At 66.0% G+C, this 25,981-nt stretch carries 20 protein-coding genes and 3 tRNA genes; 11 read left to right on the top strand and 12 right to left on the bottom strand.

The window, feature by feature from the left end; all coding sequences use genetic code 11:
• The 5 genes from PKE80_RS21140 to PKE80_RS21160 all read left to right on the top strand — a co-directional run bounded on the left by PKE80_RS21140 (position 1) and on the right by PKE80_RS21160 (position 6,079).
• Entirely contained in the window at positions 1-258 is a 258-nt protein-coding gene (locus PKE80_RS21140) for an ATP synthase F1 subunit epsilon (RefSeq protein ID WP_007682679.1), read from the top strand.
• 245 nt (positions 259-503) lie between these two features.
• Positions 504-2,039: a glycosyltransferase family protein gene (locus tag PKE80_RS21145; protein ID WP_271184221.1), complete on the top strand. Its 1,536-nt coding sequence runs from the start codon at positions 504-506 to the stop codon at positions 2,037-2,039.
• A gap of 57 nt (positions 2,040-2,096) precedes the next feature.
• Positions 2,097-2,408: an I78 family peptidase inhibitor gene (locus PKE80_RS21150; protein WP_008830027.1), complete on the top strand. Its 312-nt coding sequence runs from the start codon at positions 2,097-2,099 to the stop codon at positions 2,406-2,408.
• Between the two features lie 248 nt (positions 2,409-2,656).
• Positions 2,657-4,324, top strand: coding sequence for a 2-isopropylmalate synthase (leuA, locus tag PKE80_RS21155; RefSeq protein ID WP_271184222.1), 1,668 nt, complete (start codon positions 2,657-2,659; stop codon positions 4,322-4,324).
• Positions 4,325-4,696: 372 nt separating this feature from the next.
• On the top strand, positions 4,697-6,079 hold the full coding sequence (locus tag PKE80_RS21160; protein ID WP_271184223.1) for a hypothetical protein: 1,383 nt from the start codon (positions 4,697-4,699) through the stop codon (positions 6,077-6,079).
• A gap of 121 nt (positions 6,080-6,200) precedes the next feature.
• Here the strand turns inward: PKE80_RS21160 and PKE80_RS21165 are convergent, their stop codons facing one another.
• Positions 6,201-7,373 carry an FAS1-like dehydratase domain-containing protein gene (locus PKE80_RS21165; protein ID WP_271184224.1) on the bottom strand — a complete coding sequence of 391 codons (1,173 nt, stop codon included), beginning with the start codon at positions 7,371-7,373 and terminating at the stop codon, positions 6,201-6,203.
• Positions 7,374-7,548: 175 nt separating this feature from the next.
• Between PKE80_RS21165 and PKE80_RS21170 the strand changes: the two genes are divergently transcribed.
• Positions 7,549-8,499, top strand: coding sequence for an NAD(P)H-dependent flavin oxidoreductase (locus PKE80_RS21170; protein ID WP_271184225.1), 951 nt, complete (start codon positions 7,549-7,551; stop codon positions 8,497-8,499).
• On the opposite strand, the gene PKE80_RS21175 is transcribed toward PKE80_RS21170, so the two are convergent.
• The 4 genes from PKE80_RS21175 to PKE80_RS21190 form a co-directional block, all read right to left on the bottom strand.
• Entirely contained in the window at positions 8,454-9,026 is a 573-nt protein-coding gene (locus tag PKE80_RS21175; protein WP_271184291.1) for an AHH domain-containing protein, read from the bottom strand. The two genes, PKE80_RS21170 and PKE80_RS21175, sit on opposite strands and share 46 nt — an antisense overlap.
• Positions 9,023-9,778: a hypothetical protein gene (locus tag PKE80_RS21180; protein WP_271184226.1), complete on the bottom strand. Its 756-nt coding sequence runs from the start codon at positions 9,776-9,778 to the stop codon at positions 9,023-9,025. The genes PKE80_RS21175 and PKE80_RS21180 overlap by 4 nt, the downstream gene beginning before the upstream one ends.
• Before the next feature lie 62 nt (positions 9,779-9,840).
• Positions 9,841-10,269 carry a flavodoxin family protein gene (locus tag PKE80_RS21185; RefSeq protein ID WP_271184292.1) on the bottom strand — a complete coding sequence of 143 codons (429 nt, stop codon included), beginning with the start codon at positions 10,267-10,269 and terminating at the stop codon, positions 9,841-9,843.
• A 49-nt stretch (positions 10,270-10,318) separates the two neighbouring features.
• Positions 10,319-11,674, bottom strand: coding sequence for a hypothetical protein (locus tag PKE80_RS21190; RefSeq protein WP_271184227.1), 1,356 nt, complete (start codon positions 11,672-11,674; stop codon positions 10,319-10,321).
• 36 nt (positions 11,675-11,710) lie between these two features.
• Between PKE80_RS21190 and recJ the strand changes: the two genes are divergently transcribed.
• The 4 genes from recJ to PKE80_RS21210 all read left to right on the top strand — a co-directional run bounded on the left by recJ (position 11,711) and on the right by PKE80_RS21210 (position 13,902).
• Positions 11,711-13,510 carry a single-stranded-DNA-specific exonuclease RecJ gene (gene recJ / locus PKE80_RS21195; RefSeq protein ID WP_271184228.1) on the top strand — a complete coding sequence of 600 codons (1,800 nt, stop codon included), beginning with the start codon at positions 11,711-11,713 and terminating at the stop codon, positions 13,508-13,510.
• A gap of 92 nt (positions 13,511-13,602) precedes the next feature.
• Positions 13,603-13,678, top strand: a tRNA-Glu gene (locus PKE80_RS21200).
• A gap of 34 nt (positions 13,679-13,712) precedes the next feature.
• Positions 13,713-13,787: transfer RNA gene (locus PKE80_RS21205), tRNA-Glu, on the top strand.
• A 39-nt stretch (positions 13,788-13,826) separates the two neighbouring features.
• Positions 13,827-13,902: transfer RNA gene (locus PKE80_RS21210), tRNA-Glu, on the top strand.
• A gap of 30 nt (positions 13,903-13,932) precedes the next feature.
• Here PKE80_RS21210 and PKE80_RS21215 read toward each other — a convergent pair.
• Complete coding sequence (locus tag PKE80_RS21215; RefSeq protein WP_271184229.1) at positions 13,933-14,658, bottom strand: extensin-like domain-containing protein; 726 nt, start codon at positions 14,656-14,658, stop codon at positions 13,933-13,935.
• Positions 14,659-14,810: 152 nt separating this feature from the next.
• The gene (locus tag PKE80_RS21220; RefSeq protein ID WP_271184230.1) at positions 14,811-16,376 is read right to left on the bottom strand and encodes an amino acid permease; all 1,566 of its coding nucleotides are present in this window, start codon (positions 16,374-16,376) and stop codon (positions 14,811-14,813) included.
• A 186-nt stretch (positions 16,377-16,562) separates the two neighbouring features.
• Here PKE80_RS21220 and panB point away from each other — a divergent pair, with 186 nt between their 5' ends.
• The gene (gene panB, locus PKE80_RS21225) at positions 16,563-17,432 is read left to right on the top strand and encodes a 3-methyl-2-oxobutanoate hydroxymethyltransferase (protein ID WP_271184231.1); all 870 of its coding nucleotides are present in this window, start codon (positions 16,563-16,565) and stop codon (positions 17,430-17,432) included.
• Between the two features lie 374 nt (positions 17,433-17,806).
• Here the strand turns inward: panB and PKE80_RS21230 are convergent, their stop codons facing one another.
• From PKE80_RS21230 to PKE80_RS21250, 5 genes are all read right to left on the bottom strand, one after another.
• Positions 17,807-19,585, bottom strand: a complete 1,779-nt coding sequence (locus tag PKE80_RS21230) for a tetratricopeptide repeat protein (RefSeq protein ID WP_271184232.1) — start codon at positions 19,583-19,585, stop codon at positions 17,807-17,809.
• A gap of 51 nt (positions 19,586-19,636) precedes the next feature.
• Positions 19,637-21,004: a PEP-CTERM-box response regulator transcription factor gene (gene prsR / locus PKE80_RS21235; protein WP_271184233.1), complete on the bottom strand. Its 1,368-nt coding sequence runs from the start codon at positions 21,002-21,004 to the stop codon at positions 19,637-19,639.
• Positions 21,004-23,103 carry an XrtA/PEP-CTERM system histidine kinase PrsK gene (prsK, locus tag PKE80_RS21240; RefSeq protein WP_271184234.1) on the bottom strand — a complete coding sequence of 700 codons (2,100 nt, stop codon included), beginning with the start codon at positions 23,101-23,103 and terminating at the stop codon, positions 21,004-21,006. The genes prsR and prsK overlap by 1 nt, the downstream gene beginning before the upstream one ends.
• Entirely contained in the window at positions 23,103-24,488 is a 1,386-nt protein-coding gene (locus PKE80_RS21245) for a TIGR03013 family XrtA/PEP-CTERM system glycosyltransferase (protein ID WP_271184235.1), read from the bottom strand. The genes prsK and PKE80_RS21245 overlap by 1 nt, the downstream gene beginning before the upstream one ends.
• Before the next feature lie 147 nt (positions 24,489-24,635).
• Entirely contained in the window at positions 24,636-25,961 is a 1,326-nt protein-coding gene (locus PKE80_RS21250) for an amidohydrolase (RefSeq protein WP_271184236.1), read from the bottom strand.
• Between the last annotated feature and the right edge of the window lie 20 nt (positions 25,962-25,981).

Below are 25,981 nucleotides of genomic sequence, written 5' to 3' on the forward strand. Positions count from 1 at the left end.
ATGCCCCTGCACTTCGAACTCGTCACGCCTGCGAAGCTGGTCCGTTCCGAGGACGTCCACATGGTGGTCGTCCCCGGCACCGAAGGCGAGTTCGGCGTGCTGGCGGGCCACGCGCCCTTCATGTCGACGATCGCCGATGGCGCCCTGAAGGTCTACAAGACCGAGAACGGTGCGCCCGAGGAAATCCGCATCACCGGCGGCTTCGCCGAAGTGGGTGACGCGGGCCTGACCGTGCTGGCCGAGCACGTCGAAGGCTGATCCTCGCGGACAGGCTTATCGAAAGGGCGTGGCCGGGAAACTGGCGGCGCCCTTTGCTTTTGCTCCACGCACCCCGCTCATCCTAAGCTTGTCGAAGGATGGGAGGCACAGCGCCACGCCTCAGGAGGCTTCGACAAGCTCAGCCTGAGCGGGGTTGGAAGCTGGGTTTTATAGCCCCACCTTGCGAAACCTCCACCGCACCGGCTCGGTGTCGGCATTCGCCAAATGGTAAGACTTTCTTGACTATGAAGCCCCGTGAATTTGCGGGGATTTCGATGGCGGGCATGACGATGGAGACACCGGATGCCGGACGCGCGGGACGCCTTGCGCGCATCGTCGCCGACAGTCGCCTTGCCCAGTTCGCCTGCCTGCTAGCCTTTGCCACCCTCATCCGCTGCCCGGCATGGGGCGAGTGGAATTTCGGCATCGACGACCAGTTCTACGCCCTCGTCGGGGAACGGCTGGCCAAGGGCGACTTGCTTTACGTAGATATCTGGGATCGCAAGGGGCCGCTGCTCTACCTCATCTTCACGGCGATCGCTCTCGTCTCGCCAACGATGCTGGCCTACCAACTGGTGGCCACGCTCTCGGCGGCGCTGGGGGCCTACGGCGTCAACCGCATCGCCCGGATGATCGCAACGCCGGGCAGCGCGATGCTCGCGGCCCTCTCCTATCTCGCGCTGCTCAGCCGCTTCGAGGGCGACAATCTGGAAGCGGGAGTCTTCTTCAACACGCTGATCATCGCTGCGGCATGGCTGCTTCTCTCGCGCTTCGATCGCTTGCGCGAAGGGCGCATCGACGCAGGGTTGCTAACAGGATTCTTCTGCGCCGGGATGGGAATCGCGATCAAGCAGACGGTGGCGCTGGAAGGCGCGCTGTTCGGACTGACGGCGATCCTGTTGCTCGCCCGGAGCGACCGATCCGTCATCGGCGTCGCCTGGAGGGCCGGGCTTCTGGCGCTCGCAGGTAGCCTGCCGATGCTGGCGACCGGGCTGTTCTACTGGATGGACGGGCACTTCGCCGACTTGTGGAACGCGATGGCCACCTCGAACTTCGCGCGCGGCTATGCCGACCCGGCGATCCGGGTGCAGCGGATCTTCACGATGGCGGGGATGCTGGGCATCCCGATGGTCTTCGCCGGGATCGGGCTTCACGCGCTACACCGGCGACAAGAGAGCCGCCCCGTCGCGCGACTGATTGCGCTCTGGGCATTCGTCGCGCTGGCGCTGATATTCTCGTTCCCCAACATCTACGTGCATTACGCACAGTCCGCGCTGGCCCCGCTGGCGATCCTGTGCGCCGGGTACTTCGCCCATCGCCGCCCGGTCTGGCCGGGCCTTGTCGCGGTGATCGGTCTGAGCCTTGCCCTGTCCGGCACGTTCCACCTGCACGACCGCTGGCGTGCCCGGCCCGCTGCCGCAGCGCTGGTCGGCTACGTCGATAAGGAGACGCCGCAGAAGCGCCTCCTCGTATGGGGCGCCCCGAACTACCTCTATGCGAAGATCGGCGCCGATCCGGTGAGCCCGCTCGCCTTCTCGCCGCATCTCTACGAGGGGCGCGAGTGGACCGGCCTCGACGAACGGCGCGAAGTGCGCCGTATCCTCGCCGTCCGTCCGGAGACCGTGGTTGCGCAGACGCCCCTGCCCTCCTCGCCGCTCAACGAGGCAACGGTGGCGATGGTCGATGCCTATACCCGCACCTGCCGCAAGCAGCGCCGTTTCACGATCTACGATCATAACGGCGAGCAGGTGCATACGGTGTTCTCTGCCTGCGCCGGATAGCGCGTTGCGTCCTCGTTCAGCTTCGCTAGGCTAGCGGGCCGGGAAAGGAGAGCACCCATGTCCCCCAAAGCCTTCATCGCCCCTGTAGCCATGGCCATGACGCTGGCCGCCTGCGCCACGCAGACCCCGCCTGAAGCCGCCCCGCCCCCTGCTGCGGAAGTCGAACCGACCTGCGGCGCCGATCAGTTCGCCAGCTATGTCGGCCAGCCCGCCACCGATGCCACGATCGCTGCCATCCAGTCGAAGCGCGGCGACAAGCCGATCCGCGTGATCAAACCCGGCATGGCGGTAACGATGGATTACCGCGCCGAACGTCTCAACGTCGATGTCGACGAGAGCGGCGCGATCAAACGCTTCTACTGCTCCTGATCCCGGCGCAACATTCGGCAAGCCCACCTCGGCGACGGAAAGCGAAATTGCGCCGCCGTCGCCGCATTGCCTCTTTACACGGCGCGCGCGCGTGCCCATAGGCGAGGGCATGACCCTTCTGCTCGGCCTTACCCTGCGACTTATCCGCCCTTGGGCGTGAAGTAGTGCGTCGGCCTGCGGCGCGCTCGGCGCTCAAGGGGACCTGAACCGACATTGCCTGCAGACGAATTACCGAGCGAGAATACCCCATGACCATGCTGAAAGACCCTTCGGTCAAGTATCGCCCCTTCCCGCAGATCGACCTGCCGAACCGCCAGTGGCCCTCGCAGGTCATCACCAAGGCGCCCCGCTGGCTCTCCACCGACCTGCGTGACGGCAACCAGGCGCTGATCGACCCGATGGGCGCGGAGAAGAAGAACCGCTTCTTCGACCTGCTGGTGAAAGTCGGCCTCAAGGAAATCGAGGTCGGCTTCCCGAGCGCGGGCGCGACCGAGTTCGACTTCATCCGCGGCCTCGTCGACCAGAATCGCATCCCCGAGGACGTGCTGGTGCAAGTGCTGACCCAGTCGCGACAGGACCTGATCGAGCGTACGTTCGAGAGCCTGGCTGGCGTGCACGCGGGCATCGTCCACCTCTACAACGCCGTCTCGCCGCTGTGGCGCAATGTCGTGTTCGGCATGGAACGGCATGAAATCCGCGGCATTGCGGAAACCGGCGCGAAGATCATGCGCGATCAGGCGGCGAAGTACCCGCAGACCAAGTGGCACTTCGAATACTCGCCGGAGACGTTCTCGACCGCCGAACTCGATTTCTCGATCGAGTGCTGCGAAGCGGTGATGGAAATCCTGAAGCCTACGCCGGAGAACCCCATCATCCTCAACCTGCCCGCGACGGTCGAGGCGGCGACGCCGAACATCTACGCTGACCAGATCGAGTACTTCTGCCGCAACCTGCCGAACCGCGACGCGGCGGTGATCTCGCTGCACACCCACAACGATCGCGGCACCGGCGTCGCGGCGGCGGAGCTGGGCCTGATGGCGGGCGCCGACCGCGTCGAGGGCTGCCTGTTCGGCAACGGCGAGCGCACCGGCAACTGCTGCCTCGTGACCGTGGCGATGAACATGTACACGCAGGGCGTGAACCCGGAACTGGACTTCTCGGACATCGACGAAGTGATCCAGACGGTCGAATACTGCAACCAGCTCAAGGTCGCCGAGCGTCATCCCTACGGCGGCGAACTGGTCTTCACCGCGTTCTCGGGCTCGCACCAGGACGCGATCAAGAAGGGTTTCGCCGCGCAGGAGAAGCGTAACGACCAGATCTGGTCGGTGCCCTACCTGCCGATCGACCCGGCCGATCTGGGCCGCAGCTACGAGGCGGTGATCCGCGTCAACTCGCAGTCCGGCAAGGGCGGCTTCGCCTGGGTGATCGAGCAGGACCAGGGCCTCAGGCTGCCCAAGCGGATGCAGGCGCACTTCTCCAAGCACGTGCAGGAACTGGCCGACGAACTCGGCCGCGAACTGCAGGCGGGCGACATCTGGGACGTGTTCCAGAAGGCCTACCGCCTGAGCGGCGAGCAGCGCTTCCAGCTGATCGACTGGGATGAGGCCAAGGGCCCGGACAACACCCGCGTCTTCGCCGGCAAGATCGGCGTCGAGGGCAAGGAGCAGTCGGTGTCCGGCAAGGGCAACGGCCTGATCTCGTCCGTCACCGCGACGCTGGCCGAGAGCTTCGGCGTGCAGCTGGACGTCAAGGACTATGCCGAGCACTCGATGGGCAAGAGCACGGACGCCCGCGCCGCGGCCTACGTCGAATGCGCCCTGCCCGACGGTCGCACCGTATGGGGCGTGGGCATCGACGAGGACGTCGCCACCGCCAGCGTGCGCGCCGTTCTGAGCGCCGCCAACGCGGCCTGATCCCTTTTCGGCATCGCATTCGAAAAAGGCCCGGCCGGCAACGGCCGGGCCTTTTTCATGAATCCGAAAAAAGCATCTCCATCGACCGGGAGGGAAGTTGCAGCCGCTATGGCGGCAAACCGCGTTGCCCCCTTTTGCGTGCCCTTCACGCAGCATTGCGTGTTCGAAAAACCGCAGGAAACCGGTCTTGCGTAAGCATATGCGGTCCGCATCCCGGATTTGCCGAAGCCGCAGCCCGGATTTCATAACGGGGGGCATCGGGCCGTTTCACAAGCATCGGCACAAACGATCGACACGGCTCCGTCTGTCCGCGGCGTCTGTCCCCAACAGGCCTAACGCCCTGCTTACGGAGCATTTTACGGAGGCAACACCATGTCGATCAATTCATCGCGATCCTTCCGGCAAACCCTCATGGGCGCGGCGGCGATCCCCCTTCTGCTGCTGGGCGCCTGTGCCGATGGAAACGGCTTCAATCCCGGCTCCGGTGTGACGCCCACCCCCAGCCCCTCACCTACACCGGGACCGACGCCTACACCGAGCCCCACGCCGACACCCACCCCGGGACCAACCCCGACGCCTTCCCCGACGCCGACCCCCACGACCACCAGCTACACCGGTTCGGCCGTCGGAGTAGCCATTGGCGGCACTTCGATCCTCGGGCCGAGCGGCTCGGGCACACTGGTCGACGTCAACGTGGCGCCGCCCGCCGCAGGGCAGTCCACCAGCGGCCTCGCCGTCGATGTTCTCAGCGGCGACGGCAAGGCCATAGCAGTTACGCTGCCCACCACACCGCAGGCGACCCAGGCAGCGCTGGCTCCGGTGGGCGCCATTGCCGGAGCGCTGCTGGGGCCTCAGGTCGGCTCCATCGTCAACAGCGTCACGGATGGACTTTCCCCGACCGTGGCGGTGGTTACCTCGACGGTCAGCCAGGTGACCAATCCATTGCTGGGCACGGTCGATGGAGTGCTGGCGCCGGTATTGGGCCAAGGGGGACTGCTTGCCCCGGTTTCCGGACAGCTTGGCGGTCTGGTCGATGGCCTGACCGGCGCGTTGCCAGGCGGCGGCTCCGGCCCGGCGCCGACGTACACCGGGCCGCTCGTAGGTCTGGATCTGGGCAACAATGCGCTGACAGGTCCGAGCACGAGCGGCACGCTCATCGGTGCTAACGTACTGTCCGAAGATCCCGGACTCGTCTCCGGAACCCTGCTGACGGCCGATGTGCTGTCGGCCGACAAGGTTGTCGATGTCACCTTGCCGACCACGGCCGACGGCGTGGCGCAGGGGCTTGCGCCGGTGGGCAACCTCGCCGGTGCGCTGCTGGGCGAGCAGGTCGTCAGCGGGGTCACGCAACTGACCAACGGACTTTCACCGGTCGTGGCCCCTGTGACGGGCGTGGTGAACTCCGTCGCCTCGCCAGTGCTCGATGCCATGAACGGAGCTGTCGGCCCCGTGGTGGGGAGTATCGGGGGCGGCGTCGGCAGCGGCGGCGCAGGTTCAGCCCTCGCGCCAGTCACCGGGCTCGTCAATGGACTGCTCGGCGGAGTTACCGGCGGGGCCCAATCGGGCGATGTCCTGGCGCCCGTTACGGGGCTTGTGAACGGTGTCGTCGGCACGCTGAACGTCAGCTTGAGCGGCACCCTGACCGGAACCGTCAGCGGAGGATTGTTGGGCGGAACGACAGGTTCGGGGGGCGACGCACTAGCCCCCGTCACCGGACTGCTTGGCGGATTACTGGGAGGAAGCACCGGCAATTGAGATGAAGGTCCGCGTGTCCTTCCGCTCTGTTGCCCTCCCCCAGGGAGGACACGCTGCGACCCTGCTGCGGTGACGCGACGGGGGGAGGAGGCGGCCCATGCCGGGGCCGCCTCCTTTCGCGTCACTTCTTCTTGGGCAGTTCGATCTCGGCCACGCCCATGCACATCTTGACGCCCTTCTGGTTCTGCATGAGGTGTTTGACCTGAACCAGATGGCGCCCGTCCTCATCGACCATCTTGTCGACCACTTCGGCGGTCTGGATGGTGACGTCGCCGCTAAGGGCAGGACCGCGATAATTGGCGGTCGAGTGCACCACCATGCCCCATTCGCCTGCCCAGCCGGCGAGATAGTCGGTCACCCACGCCCCCATCGAGGCGCCGTAGCCATAGGCGCGTGGCATGCCGATCTTGCGCGCATACCTGGGGAACAGGTGCCCGCGTGACGGGCCGTAGTACGCGCCGTCAGTGAGTTCCGGATTGATCCGCTCCATCACCGGATCGTTCTCGTGACCCGCCATTTCCTTGGTGAAGCCAAGAGCCTCCAGGTCGATCGTGCGGCGATCTAGGGTGCCCCATACCGTGAACAGGTACGAGCGCCATTCCGTCGTGAAGCTGGCCACGGTGTGGGGTCCGAACACGCGCTCGGGCAGCTGGTCGCCGATGTTAACGTCATCCCACCAGCGTTCGCCGTGGCCCAGATCGTGCAGCATTTTGATCCAGCCGAACTTGCGCTCCTCGAGCTTCTCGATCTCGGCGTCCGTCCACTCCGGTTCCTCGAACTCGGAGGTATCGACGCGCGCACCGCCTGCCGCCGCGCGGTAGCGGATGGCAGTCGAACGCTGCTTGGCGATCAGTTCGCCGTGCTGGTTGCGGTAATAGTTGTCACCGCGCTGGAAGCAGGTCGGGCCGAACCCGGTATCCTTGACGCTGTAGTCGTAAGGAATGCGCTCGTTGGTGATGGTATCGCCGCCGAACACGCGCGGGCCGTAGTGCCAGAACTCGTCGCCGCCGAACAGCAGGTGCGATTCGGCGATGCCGCCCATGCAGGAGGACGACGTGCCGTGGCTGTCGTCCATCACGATCGGAAAACTCTGCGGCGCCACCAGCTTGCCCCAGCGGCTCGCGGCCGCGAAGGCCGGGTCGTAATGGGCGAGATTGGGGTAGTGCATGGCCTGCACCCAGCGCCGAATATCGTTGTTCCCCAGCGGCTCGCGGATCGGCGAACTGTCGATGACGGTGCCAAGATACTGGTCGATGTCCGAACAATCGAACGTGGCTTCCCCGATATCCGACATGGTGTGCTCCTTCTCCGCTTCTGCCTGTTAATCGACAGTGGTGTCTATTTCAGTCGTCAACGAACGTCACGCCTGCGCCCGCCAGAAACGCGGGGGCGGTACGGCGGTCTGCACTCGACACCATGGATGGACCGGATTATGCGATGATTTAATCGAACGATTAAATGGAGACGAGATGCCCCTTTCCGCGCTGTCCAAATCTCTGCGCCTGCCCGTGATCGCGGCGCCGATGTTCATCGTCTCCAATCCGGAGCTGGTCATCGCACAAGTGCGCAGCGGGATCGTCGGCAGCTTCCCGGCGCTCAATGCCCGGCCCGCCAGCCAGCTCGACGAATGGCTTCACCGCATCACCGAGGAAACCCGGGGATGCGCCGCGCCTTTCGCGGTCAATCTCATCGTCCACCGCACTAACACGCGGCTGGAGGAAGACCTTGCGATGCTTGAGAAGTGGAAGGTGCCGCTGGTGATCACCTCGCTCGGCGCCAATGTGCAAGTCAACGCGGCGGTGCATGGCTGGGGCGGCATGGTCCTGCATGACGTGATCGACGACATGTTCGCCCGCAAGGCCGTGGAAAAGGGCGCTGACGGGCTGATCGCGGTCGCGGCCGGAGCGGGCGGCCATGCCGGGCCGCAGTCGCCGTTCGCGCTGATGCAGGAGATACGCAGCTGGTTCGACGGTCCGGTGGCGCTTTCCGGTGCGATCGCTAACGGACGCTCGATCCTTGCCGCGCAGGCGATGGGCGCGGACTTCGCCTATATCGGCACACCGTGGATCGCCACGACAGAAGCCAATGCGGATCAGGGCTACAAGCAGGCGATCGTCGATGGCCATGCCGCTGACATCGTGAATTCCAGTCTCTTCACCGGGGTTCACGGCAATTACCTGCGCCCCTCGATCGTCGCGGCGGGCATGGACCCGGACAATCTTCCGCATGGCGACAAGAGCCAGATGGACTTCGGTTCCGGCGGCAATACTGCGGCGAAAGCCTGGAAGGACATCTGGGGTTCCGGACAAGGCATCGGAGCCATTCGCGCCGTCGAAACCGTGGCCGAGCGGGTGGAGCGCCTCGCGGCCCAGTATCAGTCTGCGAAGGACGAGTTGCGGATTCGCGCCGGCATTGCCTGAACCAGCGGCGCCGTGGCGACGCGCGTGGAGCCCCACAGCGCATCGACCATGGCGTCGAGTTCGGTGAAATCCACACCCACACCCAGCGGATCGCGGCGGTTCAATTTCAACCGCCGCCGTTGCCCGTCCAGCAGATAGCGTCGCAAGGCGCGCTGCAGCAGGTCAAGCCGCATATGCGCCTGTATGGCGGCGCCTTGTGGATCCTTGTCGCACATTGCCGCCCAGCCGCTCTCGATCTGCCCCACCCGCTCGACGACAAGCTGGCTGTAGAGCCGATGCGGCCCGCGATGTAGCGGCAACCCCATGCGCAGCGCCGCCGGCTCATCACAGGGTAGGAGCAGGCCGTTCTCGCGAAAATCTTCGAAGCGGTGCCGATGACCACCGATACTCTCCAGCATCCGCATGAAGGCCGACTGCCCAAGCAACTGGCGCGGCAGCAGATGATGGCGTTGCAGGCCGGGATCGTAGCCGGGCGCGTCGCTGCGATTGACGGCGCGGAAGGAGAGGTATCCCCTGAGTGCGCTCAGCCCTCGTCCTCACGCCACACCAGCAGGAGCTTACCCACCTGCGACGGCTCCAGCAGCAGCGCCTGCCCACCGGCGTCGATCCGCAGGGGTTCCACGATGCGCCCCCGGCGCACGAGTTGGTCGATCACCCGAACCGCGAGCTTCACGGTATCTGCCGCGGCCTCACCCCGTCGCCCTTCGAGTTGCACTTCCTGCCCCGTGAAATGGGCGAGCCCCCGACTGGCAAGGCTGCCGTCTTCCGCCTGCAGCAGCGCCGTCAGGCCAAGCGCCGGGAAAGCACCGCCGCCCAGCCAGTTGAGCACGCTGCGGCAAAAGTAGCGCGGCTCCATCCAGGTCTGCGCAGGCGCCCAGCCGACCGCACGCACCGGCAGTTCGAGCGCTAGGTTTGCCGCCAGGCCCATCATCGTGCGCAGGACCGGCTGCAATCCAGCCCCGGAAACGATGTGTCCTGAAGGCACAAGCTCGACCGCTTCGCCTTCCCCCGGAACATCGTCCTCGCCGAAGCCGAAATGCTGCTGTACCTGCGTCATCCGGCCAGGAGCTCCTGGGTCGAGCCCGATCAGATCGAACGTCAGTCCGCTCGCCAGCAACTCAAGCCATCCGGCCTCCGGAGCAGGACGATGGCTGACGCTGGCTGGCAATCCCGCATCCGCCGAAGCCGCGACAAGTCGTGCCACGATATCGGCATCCGGCCGCGTGCCGTGATCGAAAAACAGGCACAGCCCTGTGGTCCTGTCGGCTCCCTGCGGCATCGGACAAATAGGCATCATTTCCAGCGTAGCGTCGAGTCCATTCGGCACTGTGAAAGCCCTCCTCAGAAAATCCCCAGATGCAGCCCTTCGGCCATCGCGGCGCCGAGATCGCTGCAGGCATCCAGCCGGTCCTGCGGCACATGCTTCTCGGCAAGTATCGCCTCGGGCGTCTGGGCGCCGAGGTTGACTATCATCGGGTCCGCCACGCGCCTGAGACGCCATCCTGTGACGATACGATCGATCTGCGCCTGCGCACCGCGCCCGTCGGAACCGGCCGCGATCGCGGTCGCATAGGCCCTGCCTTCCACGCGCCCCAGCAGCGGATAGTAGCAACGGTCGAACATCTCTTTCATCATGCCCGTCATCGCACCCAGGTTCTCCGGGCAGACGAAAACGTAGCCTGAAGCGGCCAGCAGGTCTTCGGGAGATACATCCGAAGCAGCGATCAAGCACGCATCTGCGCCCGCGCCTTCATGCAGCGCCTCGGCTATGGCGCGCGCTGCGCCGGTACGACTGTGCCAGATAATCGCGAGCAGAGAATCAACACCCCTTGTTGCCTGCGCCCATCATACCTCCAAGCCCACCGAGCATGCCACCCAACCCCTTCTTTTTCGGCTTGCATTCAGGCTGCTGTACGCCGTCCTGACCTTCTTCCCGAGCGCTCGCGCCCACGCCCCCCATTTCCATGCCTTGGGCCTGCATCCAGTTCGTCGTCGATCGGTGACGAATTCGGGCGGTCCATTCCGGCTTCCACACGACCTTCGTATCCGCCGGGCGCGGTGGGTAGGCGAAGCTCTCCTGCGGACCGAACGCCGTCAGCGTGCCCAAGCGGAAGTCCGGGAATGCCGCGACGACCTCGGCCGGGATGACGCAGCTCGTGCTCGTGGGAGCCATCAACGTTCCGCTCGTCACCAGCGATGCTGCCTGTTCGGGCGTGATCCAATCCATCAGGCCCCCACCGAACTGCTTGTCGGCACTGCTTGTCCACATCACCACGTCGCCGCTGGCGTCCCCGTTCGGTCCCTGCTTGCCACCGGTCAGGAAGGCCAGCCAGGCCGTCGCACCGGGGATACCCGTCCAGCTCAGGCGCGAAGCCTCGCTCGGCAGCGTCGCCGTGCGCGACGTGATCGGCGCCATGAAATCCTTCGCAAGCGTGAAGCTGATCTCCGGCGCATAAGTGCTCACCACCTTGTGCGCACCGATCAGCGAACTGTCCACCTTGACGAACTTGTGATCGTCCGCCGGCCAGCGGGCGAAGCTGCGCGAATTGTCCGGGGTGGGCCCCCAGTCACGCACCACTGCCGAACCGGGCATGCCGGGAGGCATCTGTCCGGCCGCGATCTTCGCGAAGTCCAGCACGACCGGCTGCCCCTTGGGCGCATGTTCGCCGCAGCCCCAGAAGATCAGCAGGCGCCCCTTGGGCTTCTCGGGCAGGAGGTCCGGCGCTGCCTGCTCACGCGGCGGAGCGACCAGCGCCACCGACTTGCCCAGCCTGGCCGCCGGCGGCACGAAATGGTCGGCCTTGGCCTTCCCGCCGACCGGCGCCTGCTGGGAACCCAGACGCAGGTAGAGTTCATGCTGCACGCTCCCGCCGCCACCTCCCATCATCATGCTCATCGCAGGCCCCATACCGCCTCCGGAGCCACGTCCCATGCCGCCGAATCCGGATACCGTCCCGGCCCGCATGTCGTAGCGCGCAATTGGCGCGGGATCGCTTGCCGCCACCACGACAACCGGGACTGCCGCCAAAGGCAATGAAATCAAAGAAAACCTGAAGCCGTTACTCCACGGCATCATCCGCTCTCCTACCCGTTGGTTACGTTTTACTTGGGAGAGGAACGGCGGGCTAACGACAAATGCCGTCACGAAATGCGGGGATCGACGAAACCCTTCCACTTCCCGTCGAAGGACGGCTGGGGTAACGCCAGCCTCATGGAATCACGATCCGCCTGTGTCTTCGGGATCGACCGCTCGCTGACCGGCAAAGCCTGGCGTTGGCGCGGCGGTAACATGGACCTCTCCGACAGCTTCGGCAGAGGTCCGGCCGGTCTCGAAGACGATATCGTCACCCAGCTCCTGCTCTCGCGCGGCGTCGCCCGCGAGGATCTCGAGCGCCATCGCAATCCCAGCCTGCGCGCGTTCCTGCCCGACCCTTCGGCTTTCCGCGACATGGACGCCGCGGCGGAGCGGCTGGCGCAGGCGGTCATGACGAACGAGACCACAACCGTCTACGGCGACTATGACGTCGATGGAGCGACCAGCGCGGCGCTGCTGATCCTGCTGCTGCGCGCGCTTGGCCACCAGGCCCGCTATTACATCCCTGACCGGCTGCTCGAAGGCTATGGCCCCTCGGGTGAGGCGCTGGTGAAGATCGCCGGCGAAGGCTCCAGCCTGATCGTCACCGTTGATTGCGGGGCGATGGCGCACGAAGCGCTCGACATGGCCCACGAGGCAGGGGTCGACGTGATAGTCGTCGATCATCACAAGTGCTCGCCGGTGCTGCCCCGCGCCACCGCGCTGGTGAACCCCAACCGGCTCGACGAAGACGACCTGGCGGCATCCCACGGCCATCTCGCCGCCGTTGGCGTCGCCTTTCTGCTGGCCGTCGCGACGGTCCGTACGCTGCGCAAGCGCGGCTACTTCGAAAGCCGCCGCGAGCCCGACCTGTTCGCCCTGCTGGACCTCGTCGCGCTTGGCACCGTTGCCGACGTCGCCGCACTGCATGGCCTCAATCGCGCCCTCGTAGCGCAGGGCCTGAAGGTCATGGCCAAGCGCGACAACATCGGGATGTCGGCGCTGATAGATGCCAGCCGTCTCGGCCGGGCACCCACCTGCAGCGACCTTGGTTTCGCACTGGGCCCGCGCATCAACGCCGGAGGGCGCGTTGGCGAATCAACCCTCGGGGTACGCCTGCTCACCAGCACCGATGTCGACGAAGCACGCGACATCGCCGCACAACTCTCCCGCCTCAACGACGAGCGCCGCTCCATCGAGCAGGCAGTCCAGGAAATGGCCGAAGCCCAGATCGAACGGCAGCATAACCGTGCCGTCATCATCTGCGCGGGCGAAGGCTGGCACCCCGGCGTGATCGGCATCGTCGCCGGTCGCATCAAGGAAAAGACCGGCAAGCCTGCCCTCGTCATCGCGCTCGGCGCGGACGATGCGGGCAACGGCAAGGGATCGGGCCGCTCGATCTCCGGCGTGGACCTTGGCGCTGCAATCATCGCCGCGCGCGAGGCAGGGCTGCTGCAGGCCGGTGGTGGACATGCCATGGCCTGCGGTCTCACCATCGCGCCCGACAAGCTGGATGCGCTGTCGGACTGGCTGGATGACCGTCTCGCCGCCGACGTATCCCTGGCCAGCGCCAACCGCCACATGCTGCTCGATCTGGCGCTGGCACCGGGCGGTCTCGTTCCCTCGCTTATAGAGACACTCGAAAGCGCCGGTCCTTACGGCATGGGCTGGCCGGGCCCACGCGTAGCGGTCGGCCCGGTGCGCATCGTCAAGGCGGACGTCGTGGGCGCCGACCACCTGCGGCTGATCGTCTCCGGTCCCGACGGCGGCCGGTTCAAGGCGATGGCCTTCCGCAGTGCCGAAACCGACATGGGCCAGGCCCTTCTCCACGCCACCCACGGCCGCAAGCTCTGGCTCGCGGGCCGGGCGAAAATCGACGACTGGGGCAGCCGTCCGGCGGCGGAATTGCACCTCGACGACGCAGCATTCTGCGATTGAAACGAAAGGTTCAAAAAAGTTTCCAGATAAGGGTTGACCACCCTTGGGCCCGCGTTTAGAGGGCCGGTCCTGCCTCCGGCGCAACCCGGTTTGGCCCCTTCGTCTAGCGGTCTAGGACGCGGCCCTTTCACGGCTGAAACACGGGTTCGATTCCCGTAGGGGTCACCATCGGTCACGGTGGGAGGTAACAAAACGGCTTTATGGCCCCTTCGTCTAGCGGTTAGGACGCGGCCCTCTCACGGCTGAAACACGAGTTCGATTCTCGTAGGGGTCACCATCCGGAATTTTCCGGAAAAGTCGTTTGAAATGGCCAAATGGCCCCTTCGTCTAGCGGTCTAGGACGCGGCCCTTTCACGGCTGAAACACGGGTTCGATTCCCGTAGGGGTCACCATTTATCACGGTGTATCAAGCGCCTCGCCCATCACCGGCAAGCTCCCCAACCTCCTGTTCGCTGCGCCTGATCGAGGTGCAGGTGATCGGCATGCGCGGCATTGTAGTCGGGTGACAGCACCGTGGAGAAGGTGCCGCAGGCATTGTCGCGGACTTCGTGCAGAAAGCGCGATGCTGCGGAATCTCTTCCTGCCCAATCACGTAAAACGCTGATTCGACGCCCATTTTTCAGCACGAAGGCGGCGACATCGATTGCGTTGCCGGTCGCATGTTCGCTCCAGCGACCTTCCTTGCCGCCGCCGATCCTGCGGCAGTTTGCGGTGCCGAGATGCTCGATGCGCGCCACCTTCGTACCCAATGCGGATTGAGCAGCGGGCTGCACTCCATGGCGCAGCCACCATGCCAGACCGGCATCGACGGCGCAGGTCGCCTGCGCTCCGGCCGGGCGCAGCTCTACGCCCAGTGCCTCCGGCGCGGAAAGCCGTTTGCGGTCGTCACGGCGGCACTCAGCGGCACTCAACGGTGCCAGAGCCGTACCATCGATGCCCGAACGCTCCAGAAACGTGCGGCAAAGCTGCCTGTCCGCGCGCAAGGCAGCGAGTTTGCGCCCCGTCGCCCAGCCATCGGCATCGTCGAGCGAAAGAGGCGCCCACGGATCATGCTGCGGATGGTCGTGAAGCCATGCCCGTCCCGCCAGCAGGACACCGCCCAGCAGCAGGAGTGTCAGGGCGATGCGGTCGAGCAGAGCCAGCGTCATACCCCTGGATAAGTCTCGCGCCGGTCTATCGTTGCCTCCCATGGGCAAGTCCGCGGAGGCTGTTCGCAAGCCTGTGGAAAACGCGTGGATATAACGCGCAAAAAAGGGGAGCGCATCGCACTCCCCTTTTCGATCCAGTGAAGCAGCCGACCTCAGGAGATCGGCGGCACCGGCTGCGAAGGCGCGTCCGCGTCTTCCTCATGGACTTCGACCAGCCCGCGCCCGACGTGGCTCTTGCGGTAGCCATAGGCGAAGTAGAACACGAGGCCGATCGCGCCCCAGATCGGCAGCACCAGCATCGCTTCCGTTGGCAGGTTGAAGAACAGCGTCACGCAGCCGATGATCGCGATTGGAGCCACCACCCACACCAGCGGCGTGCGGAACGGACGATGGCGATGCGGATCACGCACGCGCAGGATCAGCACCGCGACCGACACCATCAGGAACGCGAAGAGCGTGCCCGAGTTGGAGATGTCCGCCAGCTGGCCGACAGGCAGCAGCGCCGCGGCGATCGCCACGAAGACGCCGGTGATCAGGGTGACGATGTGCGGCGTCTTCCACTTGGGGTGGATGGTCGCCAGCTTCTCCGGCAGCAGACCGTCGCGCGCCATCACGAAGAAGATGCGGGTCTGACCGTAGAGCATCATCAGGATGACCGAAGGCAGCGCCAGGTTCGCTGCGAGGCCGATGAGGTCGCCCGCGCGGGTGTAGTTGATCGAGCGCAGGACGTGCGCCAGCGCCTCCTGCGAGCAGACCAGCGGCTGGCTGCCCTTGGCGGCGAGCGCCGCGCACTGCGCGGTGAACTCTGCCGAGCCGGGCTGCGTGCCCAGCGCGGTCGGCTGGGCGCCGATGGCACCGATCGCGCCGGCTGCGACGAGCAGGTAGAACACGGTGCACAGCGCGAGGCTTCCGATCAGGCCGATCGGCACGTTGCGCTGCGGGTTCTTCGTCTCTTCCGCAGCGGTCGAAACCGCGTCGAAGCCGACATAGGCGAAGAAGATGGAAGAAGCGGCCCCGACTATGCCGAGACCGCTGGTGCCGGCCGGTCCGAACCAGCCATTGGGTGCGAAGGGTGCGAAATGCTCGGTATTGAGCACCGGCAGCGCAAGGATGACGAACATCGTCAGCGCCGCCACCTTGATCGCGACCAGAACCGCGTTGAAAGTCGCGCTTTCCTTGGTGCCCAGCATCAGCAGGAAAGTCACCGCGAGTGCCACGACCACGGCGGGCACATTGATGATGCCGCTGGAGAAGTCGACGCCGGTGAGCGACCACGTCGGCCCGGCCGCCAGCATCGCCGGTAGCTCGAACCCCGTCAGACTTTTGAGCAGGCCCATGAAGTAGCCGGACCAACCGACGGAGACCGCCGAAGCCGCGACGGCGTATTCAAGGATCAGCGCCCAGCCGACCATCCAGGCCAGCACTTCGCCGACGACGGCATAGGAGTACGTGTAGGCCGAGCCCGAAACCGGCACCATCGAGGCCAGTTCCGAATAGCAAAGCGCCGCGACGGCGCAGACCGCGCCGGCGATGATGAAGCTCCACATCATGCCGGGACCGGCCTTCTGCGCAGCTGCGGCAGTGAGCACGAAGATACCGGTGCCGATGATGGCGCCGACGCCCAGAAGCGTCAGTTGGACAGGACCCAGTGATCGGTGAAGAGATTTCTTTTCCGCCGTCGCCAGAATGGCGTCGAGCGGCTTTACGCGTCCGAACATTTGGACCCCCGAATTGCGAATGACGGGAGGCTAACGACAAGGAGCCGCTTGGCAAGAGCCCCCTCCGCTAAATTCCCCAGCATTGTAATATTCTTACAACAATCCGGTATATCCGGAGCGACCCGCGATCGCACGGGCCATTCTGAAGATTTGCCGGGGACCAGATCGGGCGCTAGAAGCCCCACCATGTCCACGACATTCCAGATCGACACCGCGACCAGCCGCGCAAATCCCACTCCGGCACCGATGAAGCGCCTGACGATTCCGGCGATTCGCCGGCGCAAGAAGGACGGCGTGACCGAAGAACCGATCGTCATGCTGACGGCGTACACGGCACGGCAGGCGCAGTTGCTCGACGCGCATTGCGACCTCCTGCTCGTCGGCGACAGCCTCGGTCAGGTGATCTACGGATTGCCCTCCAGCGTGCCGGTGACATTGGAGATGATGATCGCCCACGGCGCCGCCGTCGTGCGTGGCAGCTACCATGCCGCCGTCATCGTCGACATGCCCTTCGGCACTTACGAGCAGTCGCCCCAGCAGGCCTTCGCGAATGCCTCGAGGCTGCTCAAGGAAACCGGCTGCGCGGGCGTGAAGCTCGAAGGCGGAGCGGCGATGGCGGAAACGGTGCGCTTCCTGAACGAGCGCGGTATCCCCGTGCAGGGCCACATCGGCCTGACCCCGCAGGCGGTGAACGTGCTCGGCGGCTACAATGCGCGCGGCCGCAGCGAGGCCGAGGCGGCCAAGATCGTCGCCGATGCCAAGGCGCTCGACGAAGCCGGGGCGTTCTCGATCGTGATCGAGGGCGTCGTCGAGACGATCGCCATCGAGGCCACCCGCGCCATCGCCTGTCCCAGCATCGGGATCGGCGGCTCGGCGCAGTGCGACGGGCAGGTGCTGGTTACCGAAGACATGCTCGGCATGTTCGAGCGGGTGCCGCGCTTCGTGAAGAAGTATGCCGACATGGGCTCGGTGGTTTCGGAAGCAGCCGCGCAGTACGCCGCAGAAGTGCGCGATCGCAGCTTCCCCGGCATCGAGCAGACCTACCAGCCGAAGTGACCGGGTCAGGTGACCCACGCGAAACCAGCTTTTCCGGTTTCGCCCGTTGCGGTGGTTTATCCTCCCTGTCGCGCAGCGATGGGGAGGGGGACCGCCCGCGCAGCGGGTGGTGGAGGGGTAGAACCCCCTCCGTCAGCCCTGCAGGCTGCCACCTCCCCATTGCTTCGCAACAGGGAGGATGAACTACCGCTCACCACCCCAATCAGACCACCCACCCCGCTCAGCCTGAGCCTGTCGAAGGCCCCGAGGCAGGGCGTAAGGTTCCCTATGCTTCGACAAGCTCAGCATGAGCGGGGTGGGTGGGGCAACGTCCATTTCCCACCCACTCAGCTGTAGTCGCCGTCGAAAATACGGCGCGGAAGCATACCCGGCGCCTAGCGTGCCGCCCTGCCCTGCAACCGGCGACGGGCCTCGGCGACGGGCGCGGTATTGCCAAGCAGCGCCTGCGCCTTGTCGAGCAGCGCCCGCGCTTGTGGGGCATAGTCCCCGCTTGCCGCATAGCTGTATCCCAGGGCCTGCGCCGCAAGCGGATTCGATCGCTGGAGGCGATAGGCCGCGAGCGCATTCTCCCGCGCAGCGGCAAGGTCACCGGTGCCGGCCTCCGCCATGGCAAGGTCTGCGCGCAGATCCACGTCGCCCTCGCCGCCATTGTTGCGCAGCCACGCCAGGATCGTCCGGGCGCGCCCGAGATCGCCCGCGCCGACCGCCAGTTCCGCCGCCGCGCGCAAGGCCGGGCGGCTTGTGGGGTTCTGGCCGAGGTAAGCGGTGACCAGTTCGCGCGCGCCCTTTTGGTCGTGCGCCATCGCATAGGCCGCGAACCGGCGCTCGAAGAGGCTTTCCGGCAGCCGGATCTGCGAGGCCAGCGCGTAGCGCTCCTGCGCCTCGGCGGCGTGACCCATCGCCAGTTGCACGTCGCCTGCGAGGGCCTGCGCATCGTAGAATCCGGGGTCGGACCGGCGCAGCGCCTCCGCTGCGACTTGCGCCTCGCCGGTCTGGCCGAGATGCAACATCTGGCCGATGCGGCCGCTCTCGCCCAGTACCCGAAGCTGCGCGCCCTGTCCCCTCGCCGCCCGATCAAGCAACTCCCCTGCATGCTGACGATCGCCGAGAACTTCCCACGCCCGCGCCACGGTGGTGAGCATGTAGGGTGATGCGTCGCCGTCGGCGATGTCGTCGGCGAAGCGCAGGATGGCATAGCGGTACTGCCCCGCCATGACGATCGCACGCAGCAGCAGTTCGCGGGCGTGCATATTGTCCGGGCGCAGCCGCAGCGCCGCTTCGAGCGCCTCGGCCGCCGCTTCAGGGTTGTCGGCAGCGATCTCAGTGATGCCGCGCAGGATGAGCACGGCGGGCTGGTCGTCGAGCTTGCCCTTTGTCCGCGCCAGCAGCCCGCGCGCGAGGCCGTAGTTGCCCGCCCTCGCCGCCAGCACCGCCTGCAGGTAGAAGGCGCGCGGATTCTTCGGACTGAGTTCGAGTACGCGCCGGGTGATCGTCAGGCACTCGCTCGCGTGGCCCAGTTCGCCCAGCGTCGCGGCATATTCGAGCAGGACCGAGACGTCCTTGGGGTCGCGCGTGATCGCGCGCTCGAACCACGGGATCGCAGCCAGCAGGCCGTAGCGATCGCGCACCAGCTGACCCCGGAATTCCAGCGCGCGCACGTTATTGCCATCAAGCTCAAGCGCGCGGTCGGCCGCCTCGATCGCCAGCAGGTGCTCGCCGCCCGCATAACGCAGACGCCCGACCTCGACCCAGAGCCCGGCATCGTTCGGCGTGATCGCCAGTGCCCGGTCGTAGGCACGTCCGGAAGCCGGAAGGTTGCCGTCGAGCCGCTCCAGCAGCCCCAGTGCGCGCCAGCCCTCGGCGGCGCTGGCCTCGGTGAACTCGCCGCGGGCAAGATAGGGCCGCGCGCGGTCGCGGCGGCTTTGCGCGAGCAATGCCTCGCCCATGTAGGCGTTGACCTCCGGCGGTGCGGCTCCCTGTTCGAGCGCCGCGCGCAGCTTCATTTCCGCGTCGATGCCGTCTCCCCGGGCGATGGCCTTGCGGCCTTGCCCGATGAGCTTGTCGGCGCGGGAAATCTCGCCGACGGCTATCGGCGTCGCGGTCGTCAGCACCAGCGAGAAGCACACGGCCAGCACCAGCAGCGGCGGTATCACCGCCGCGCCCCACCTGACAAATCTCCAGAAACGCCCCCCGCGCATCGAAGATCAGGACGGCTGCAAGTCGTACTGCTTGAGCAGGTCGTACAGCGTCGGCCGGCTGATCCCGAGCATCTTGGCAGTGCTGGAAATGTTGCCCTCGCTGCGGGCGAGAGCATGGCGGATGACCTTGCGGTCCGCCGCCTCGCGCGCGGTCTTGAGGTTCAGCGCCGTCGCCACCTGCTCGTCGGGACTGGCCAAGTCGAGGTCGCTGGCACAGACCAGTTTCTCATCCGCCATGATCACCGCACGCTTCACCCGGTTCTCAAGCTCGCGCACGTTGCCGGGCCAGCCCCAGGCATCGATCGCCGCCAGCGCATCGGCGGAAAAGCCGCGCACGCGCGGGTTCATCTCCTTGGCGTAGCGGGTCAGGAACGCCTTCGCCAGCAGTGTCGGATCGCCCGGCCGCTCGGCGAGGCCGGGGATGCGCACGACGATCTCGGCGAGGCGATAAAACAGGTCTTCGCGGAACCGCCCTTCGGCGATCATCCCCTCGAGGTTCTGGTGCGTGGCGCAGACGACGCGGGTATCGACCGGGATCGACTGGCGGCTGCCGACGCGCTCGATCACGCGCTCCTGCAGAAAGCGCAGCAGCTTGACCTGCAGTTGCAGCGGAATGTCGCCGACTTCGTCGAGGAACAGGGTGCCGCCCGCAGCCTGCTCGATCTTGCCCGGCGTGGTCTTCACGGCGCCGGTGAAGGCGCCCTTCTCGTGCCCGAACAGCTCGCTTTCGAGCAGGTTCTCCGGGATCGCCGCGCAGTTGATCGCCACGAACTCGCGCTTGGCGCGGCCGCTGGCCTCGTGGAGCCCGCGCGCCAGCAGTTCCTTGCCGGTGCCGCTCGCCCCCAGCAGCATCACCGATACGCTGGTATTCGCCACGCGCTCTATGGTGCGCGCCACTTTAACCATTTCCGGCGCGGCGGTGATCATCCGGCCGAGGACTTTCTCGTCCTTCTCCACCTTGCCGGCGAGGCGGCGGTTCTCTTCCTCGAGCCGGTGCAGGTGAAGCGCGCGGCGCACGATGTGACCGAGCGCATCGATGTCGACCGGCTTCTGGTAGAAGTCGTAGGCCCCGCGCGCGATCGCCTGCAACGCGCTTTCCCGCGCCCCGTGGCCCGATGCGACGACGACCTTGGTGTCGGGCTTGAGCGCCATGATCTCGTCGAGGATCGCAAAACCCTCGGTGGTGCCGTCCGGGTCCGGCGGCAGGCCGAGGTCGAGCGTCACCACGTCCGGCATCTCCGAGCGCAGCAGCGCGATGGCGCTGGCGCGGTCCCCGGCGACGAAGACCTCGAAATCCTCGTAGGCCCACTTGAGCTGTGCCTGAAGCCCGGCGTCGTCCTCGACGATGAGCAGCTTGGGCAGAGATTCAGTCATCAGGCCACCTTCTCGGCGTAGTTCGGATAGATGTCGGTCGCCGCCGCCAGCGGCAGGCGCACCGTGAAGCGAGAGCCCAGCCCCTCGCGCGATTCGACGTCGAGACGGCCGCGCATCGCGCGCACCAGTTCGCGCGCCTCGAAGGCGCCGATGCCGAAGCCGCCCGACTTGGTCGAGACGAAGGGCTTGAACAGGCGGTTGCGCACGAAGTCGGCGCTCATGCCGGTGCCGCTGTCGAGCACCTCGAAGCGGGCGTTGATCCCTTCGACCACGAGCGACAGGAACACCGGGCTCTCCGGCTCGCTGGCATCGACGGCATTCTGGACGAGGTGCACGAGCACCTGCTCCAGCGAATGCCGACTGGCGGTGACCATGATGTCGCGCGATTCGGCGAGGACGACCTGCGGGCTGTCCTTGAAGCGTTCCATGACCAGCCCGAGCACCTCGGTCGCGGCCACCTGCTCGACCCGGTCCACGCCGCCCGAACCGTAGCGCGAGAGCCGCGCCAGCAGGGCATTGAGCTTGTCCGAGGAATTGCGCAGCGTCACCAGCATGTCGGCGCGGAAGGCGGGTTTTTCCGCGTGAAGTTCGGCATTGCGCGCCAGCAGGCTGAACTGGCTGGCGAGGTTCTTGATGTCGTGCATCACGAAGGCGATGCGACGGTTGAAGTCCTCGAACCGCGCGGATTCGGCGAGCGCGAGCTGGCTGGCATTCTCCGAGAGATAGCTTGCTACCTGCTGGCCGATGACGCGCAGGAGGTCGAAGTCCTCCCAGTCGAACTTGCGCGCCAGTTGCGGCCGGGCCAGCACCACCATGCCGACGAGGCGGTCGTAGTGAACAAGCGGGATCAGCGCCCAGGCGCGCGGGTGGTCGATCAGCCAGTTCGGGATCGTGGTTCCGCTCTCACGACCCGCGCGCACATCGTCGAGATCGGCGATATAGCCGGTGCGCTCGAAATGGGCGATGTCCTGCACCGGGATCGCGACTGCGGGCACCTCGATCTCGCGCCAGTTCCAACGGGCGGCAAGGGTCAGTTCGCCGTGCTCGCCGGGGGTAAGGAGCAGGCCCGCCGGGCTCTCGAAGACATCGGCCATCGACTGGACGACGCGCTCGCCGAGGGCCGCGCTCTGGTCGGAGCCGATGGTGCGGGTGAAGCGCAGCCATTCCTCGCGATAGTCGTAGCGGTGCTGGAAGAAATGCTTGGCGAGGATGACCTTGAACCACGACCGCACCCGCCGCGAGGGCAGCACGACCAGGGCGAAGGCGCTGCCGAGCGTCAGGAAAGCCAGTTCCACCAGCCGCGCGAAGTTGCCGCCCGCGTAGGACAGCCACTGCGCCACAGCCACCATGGCGACGAGGTAGACGCCGATGACCATCAGCGAGAAGGTCTGGAACGTCACCGCGCGCGACGGGCGCAGGCGCAGGTCGTCACGGTTCTTCGCCCCGCCGATTGCGATGCAGACGGCGACGGCGATCGCGGCGAGGCCTCGAATCGCGGCGATCTCGTAAGGCCAGTTACCCGCGAGATAGGCGATGGTGTAAAGGTTGAGGTCGAAGGCCCAGAGCACCGCCAGCCCCATCGCGGGCCAACGCAAGGCCCCCCGCGATTCGCGCGGCGCCCCCGCATAGAGATTGTGCGCGAGAACGAGACCGCCAACGGTCACCAGCAGCCGGAACATCACGTTGAACTGGAACGCGAAGCTGAGAACGTCGCTGTCGATTTCCAGCCGCGAGAGGCTCGAATTGACGACGAGATGAATGATCTCGACCGCGCCGAGCGCGAAGATCACCGGCCGGATCGGCGCCACGCTGGCATCGCGCCCGTCGCTCGCGAACAGGCGATAGACCACCACCAGCCAGGTGAGGTTGCGGGCGCTTTCCGAAAGCGCAGGCAGGAACGTCACTTCCGGCGTACCGATGCCGAAAGCGCACGCCAGGCTCCACAAGCCGGTAAAAAGCAGCGCGACGACCATGGCCGTGCCCGCAGCGCCGAACCGGTCGCGGCGGGAGAACAGCCAGATTGCGATGCTCGCCAGCGCGATGGCCCCCGTCAGGTCGAGCCCGACGCCCATCGTCGCCCAGACGGCGGAGGCCTTCATCATCGCGCGCCCTCGCTCCAGAGCACCACGCGCAAGGTCTGGAGGATGATCAGGAAGTCGAGGAAAGGCGTGTAGTTCTTGGCGTAATAAAGATCGTATTCGAGCTTGTTGCGCGAATCCTCGATCGAGGCGCCGTAAGGGTAGTTGATCTGCGCCCAGCCGGTGATGCCCGGCTTCACCATGTGGCGCTCGGCGTAATAGCGCAGTTGATCCTCAAGATCGGCGACGAACTCCGGGCGCTCGGGGCGCGGGCCGACGAAGCTCATTTCGCCCTTCAGGACGGTCCAGGCCTGCGGCAGTTCGTCGATGCGGACCTTGCGGATGAACTTGCCGATGCGGGTGACGCGCGGGTCGTCCTTCGATGCCCACTGCGCGCCCGCAGCCTCGGCATCGGTACGCATGGAGCGCAGCTTGATGACGTCGAAATGCTGGCCGAACAGACCGACGCGCGGCTGGCGATAGAAGGCCGGTCCCCGGCTATCGACTTTCACCAGAAGCGCGAAGATCAGGATGACCGGCGCGGTAGCCGCCAGCAACAGCAGGCTGACGGCGATGTCGAACACGCGCTTGGCCGCGCTGGAGATCGCCCGGCCGGACGAGAAACCGTCGGAGAAGATCAGCCAGCTCGGGTTGACGGTGTCGAGATCGACGCGGCCGGTCTCGCGCTCCAGGAAGCTGGAGAACTCGTTGACGTGGACGCCCGCCGTCTTGATGCGCAGCAGGTCCTTCAATGGCAGCGCGTTGCGCCGCTCCTCCAGCGCCAGCACCACTTCGCTGACTCCGAGGTTCTCGACGTAGCGGGTCAGGTTGTTGATGGCCGAGCGGGAGATGGCCTCCTCGACCACCGGCACGCTTTCGCTCATGGCGACGTAGCCGACGATAACGAAGCCGCTCTCGGGACGCTCTCCCAGCACCCGCAGGCGCTGCGCGCGCTCGCCCGCGCCAAGCACGAGCACCCGGCGGCGAAAGGCGCTGGTGCCGAGGAAACCGCCCAGCAGCAGCCGGTTGAAGATCATCAGCACGATTGCGAAGGCCATCGAATAGGCCAGCGTCGAGCGCCAGAAATTCTGCCCGCCGACAAGAAAGTCCACGAAGGACAGTGCAATGACGCCGAGCGAGATCGCCACCAGCAATCGCGCCGCCGCGAACCGCATCGATCGCAGCGCGTCGGCTCCATAGACGCCTACCGCCACCATCGACAGCGAGATCACCGCGGCGAAGGCGCCATGCGCGATAAGCCGGTCGGCCAGCGGCGCCGGGTCGATGCCGATCTGCTGGGCGCGCAGCCGCCATGATGTCTCGTTGGCCGCCGCCAGCAACAGCACGTCGACCAGCCAGAGCAGCACCACGGCATGCGGGATATAGTGTTTGAACAGACGAATCATCGTCGCTTGCGCCATCCTTCGTGGCCGAATTCCGGCACTCGAACGATGGCCTAGGCTAAAGGCGTAAAATGTCGGTTACCTTGACAGGTGTGCCAATAAAATCAGTATTTTTGCCGAAAACCTGAAACACTGCGCTGTCGGAGCGCCTTACATCCCCTGCTTCGCCATAAGGCGCAGCGCCGTCAGCGTGAGGGCCTGTGCGCCCGAGGCGATCACCTTGTCGGCCTGCGGTGCCCAGAACGGGCTGTGCAGCGAAGGCATCGGCGGACCTCCGGCCTTCGCCGCCGCCAGCTTGGCGGGATCGGCCCCGCCGACCCAGAAGATCACCGACTTGATGTGCGCCTCATCGGCGCGGCGGAACTCGCCGAAATCTTCGCCGCCCATCGCCGAAGGGGTGATCACCACGTTGTCCGCACCCATTTTCCCCTTGAGGTCGGCAACGGCCTCCTCGGCGAACTCGGGCGTGTTCCAGGTCGCGCGGGTGTGCGGCTCCTTGACCTGGATCTGCGGCATCAGGGCGTCCGGCAGGCCCGACGCGATCGCCTCCCCGCGCGCGACGCGGGCGATGCCGTCGAGCAGCCGCTGGCGCGTCTCGTCGGAATAGCTGCGCACCGTCAGTTCCAGCTTCGCCTGATCGGAAATGATGTTGTGCTTGGTCCCGGCGTGGAACGACCCGACCGTCACCACTACGGGATCGAGCGGATTGGTCTCGCGGCTCACCAGCGTCTGCAGCTTCATCACGATCGCGCTCGCGAGCACGATCGGGTCGCGCGTGGTCTGTGGGTAGGCGCCGTGCCCGCCGACCCCGCGCACGAGCATGTCCACGCTGTCCACATTGGCGAGCGCCCAGCCTTTCGCCGCGCCGACGACACCGGCGGCAAGCTCCGGCGTGTCATGGAACGCCAGCGTGTAATCAGGCTTGGGAAAGCGCGTGTAGAGCCCGTCCTTGAGCATCTCCAGCGCGCCCAGCCCCATCTCCTCGGCCGGCTGGCCGATCATGACCAGCGTGCCCGACCATTCGCCCTTGCGCGCGGCCATGAGACGCGCCGTTTCGATCCAGGCGGTCATGTGCGTGTCGTGACCGCAGGCATGCATGATGCCGCTTTCCACGCCCGCCGTGGACGTGCCGCGCCTGTTTGACGCGAAGGGCAGCCCGGTCTGCTCGATAACCGGCAGCCCGTCCATGTCCGCGCGGATGAGGATGGTCGGCCCCGGCCCGTTCTTCAGGACCGCGACTATGCCGGTGCGTCCGACCTTCTCGGTGACCGTGAAACCCACCTTGCGCGCGGCATCGGCCATGATCTTGGCACTGCGCACTTCCTGAAAGCTGAGTTCGGGATTGGCGTGTAGATCGCGATAAGTCTCCATCAGCCCCGGCAGGTCACGCGCCACTGTATCGGCAACGGGCTCTGCCATTGCAGGCAGGGAAACGCTCGCAAGAACGCAGGCGGATGCAAGGAGAACGGCGCGCATGAGCGAAAGCTACGTCAGCC

Origin of the sequence: Novosphingobium resinovorum (assembly GCF_027922145.1) — a bacterium.
GTDB lineage: Bacteria > Pseudomonadota > Alphaproteobacteria > Sphingomonadales > Sphingomonadaceae > Novosphingobium > Novosphingobium resinovorum.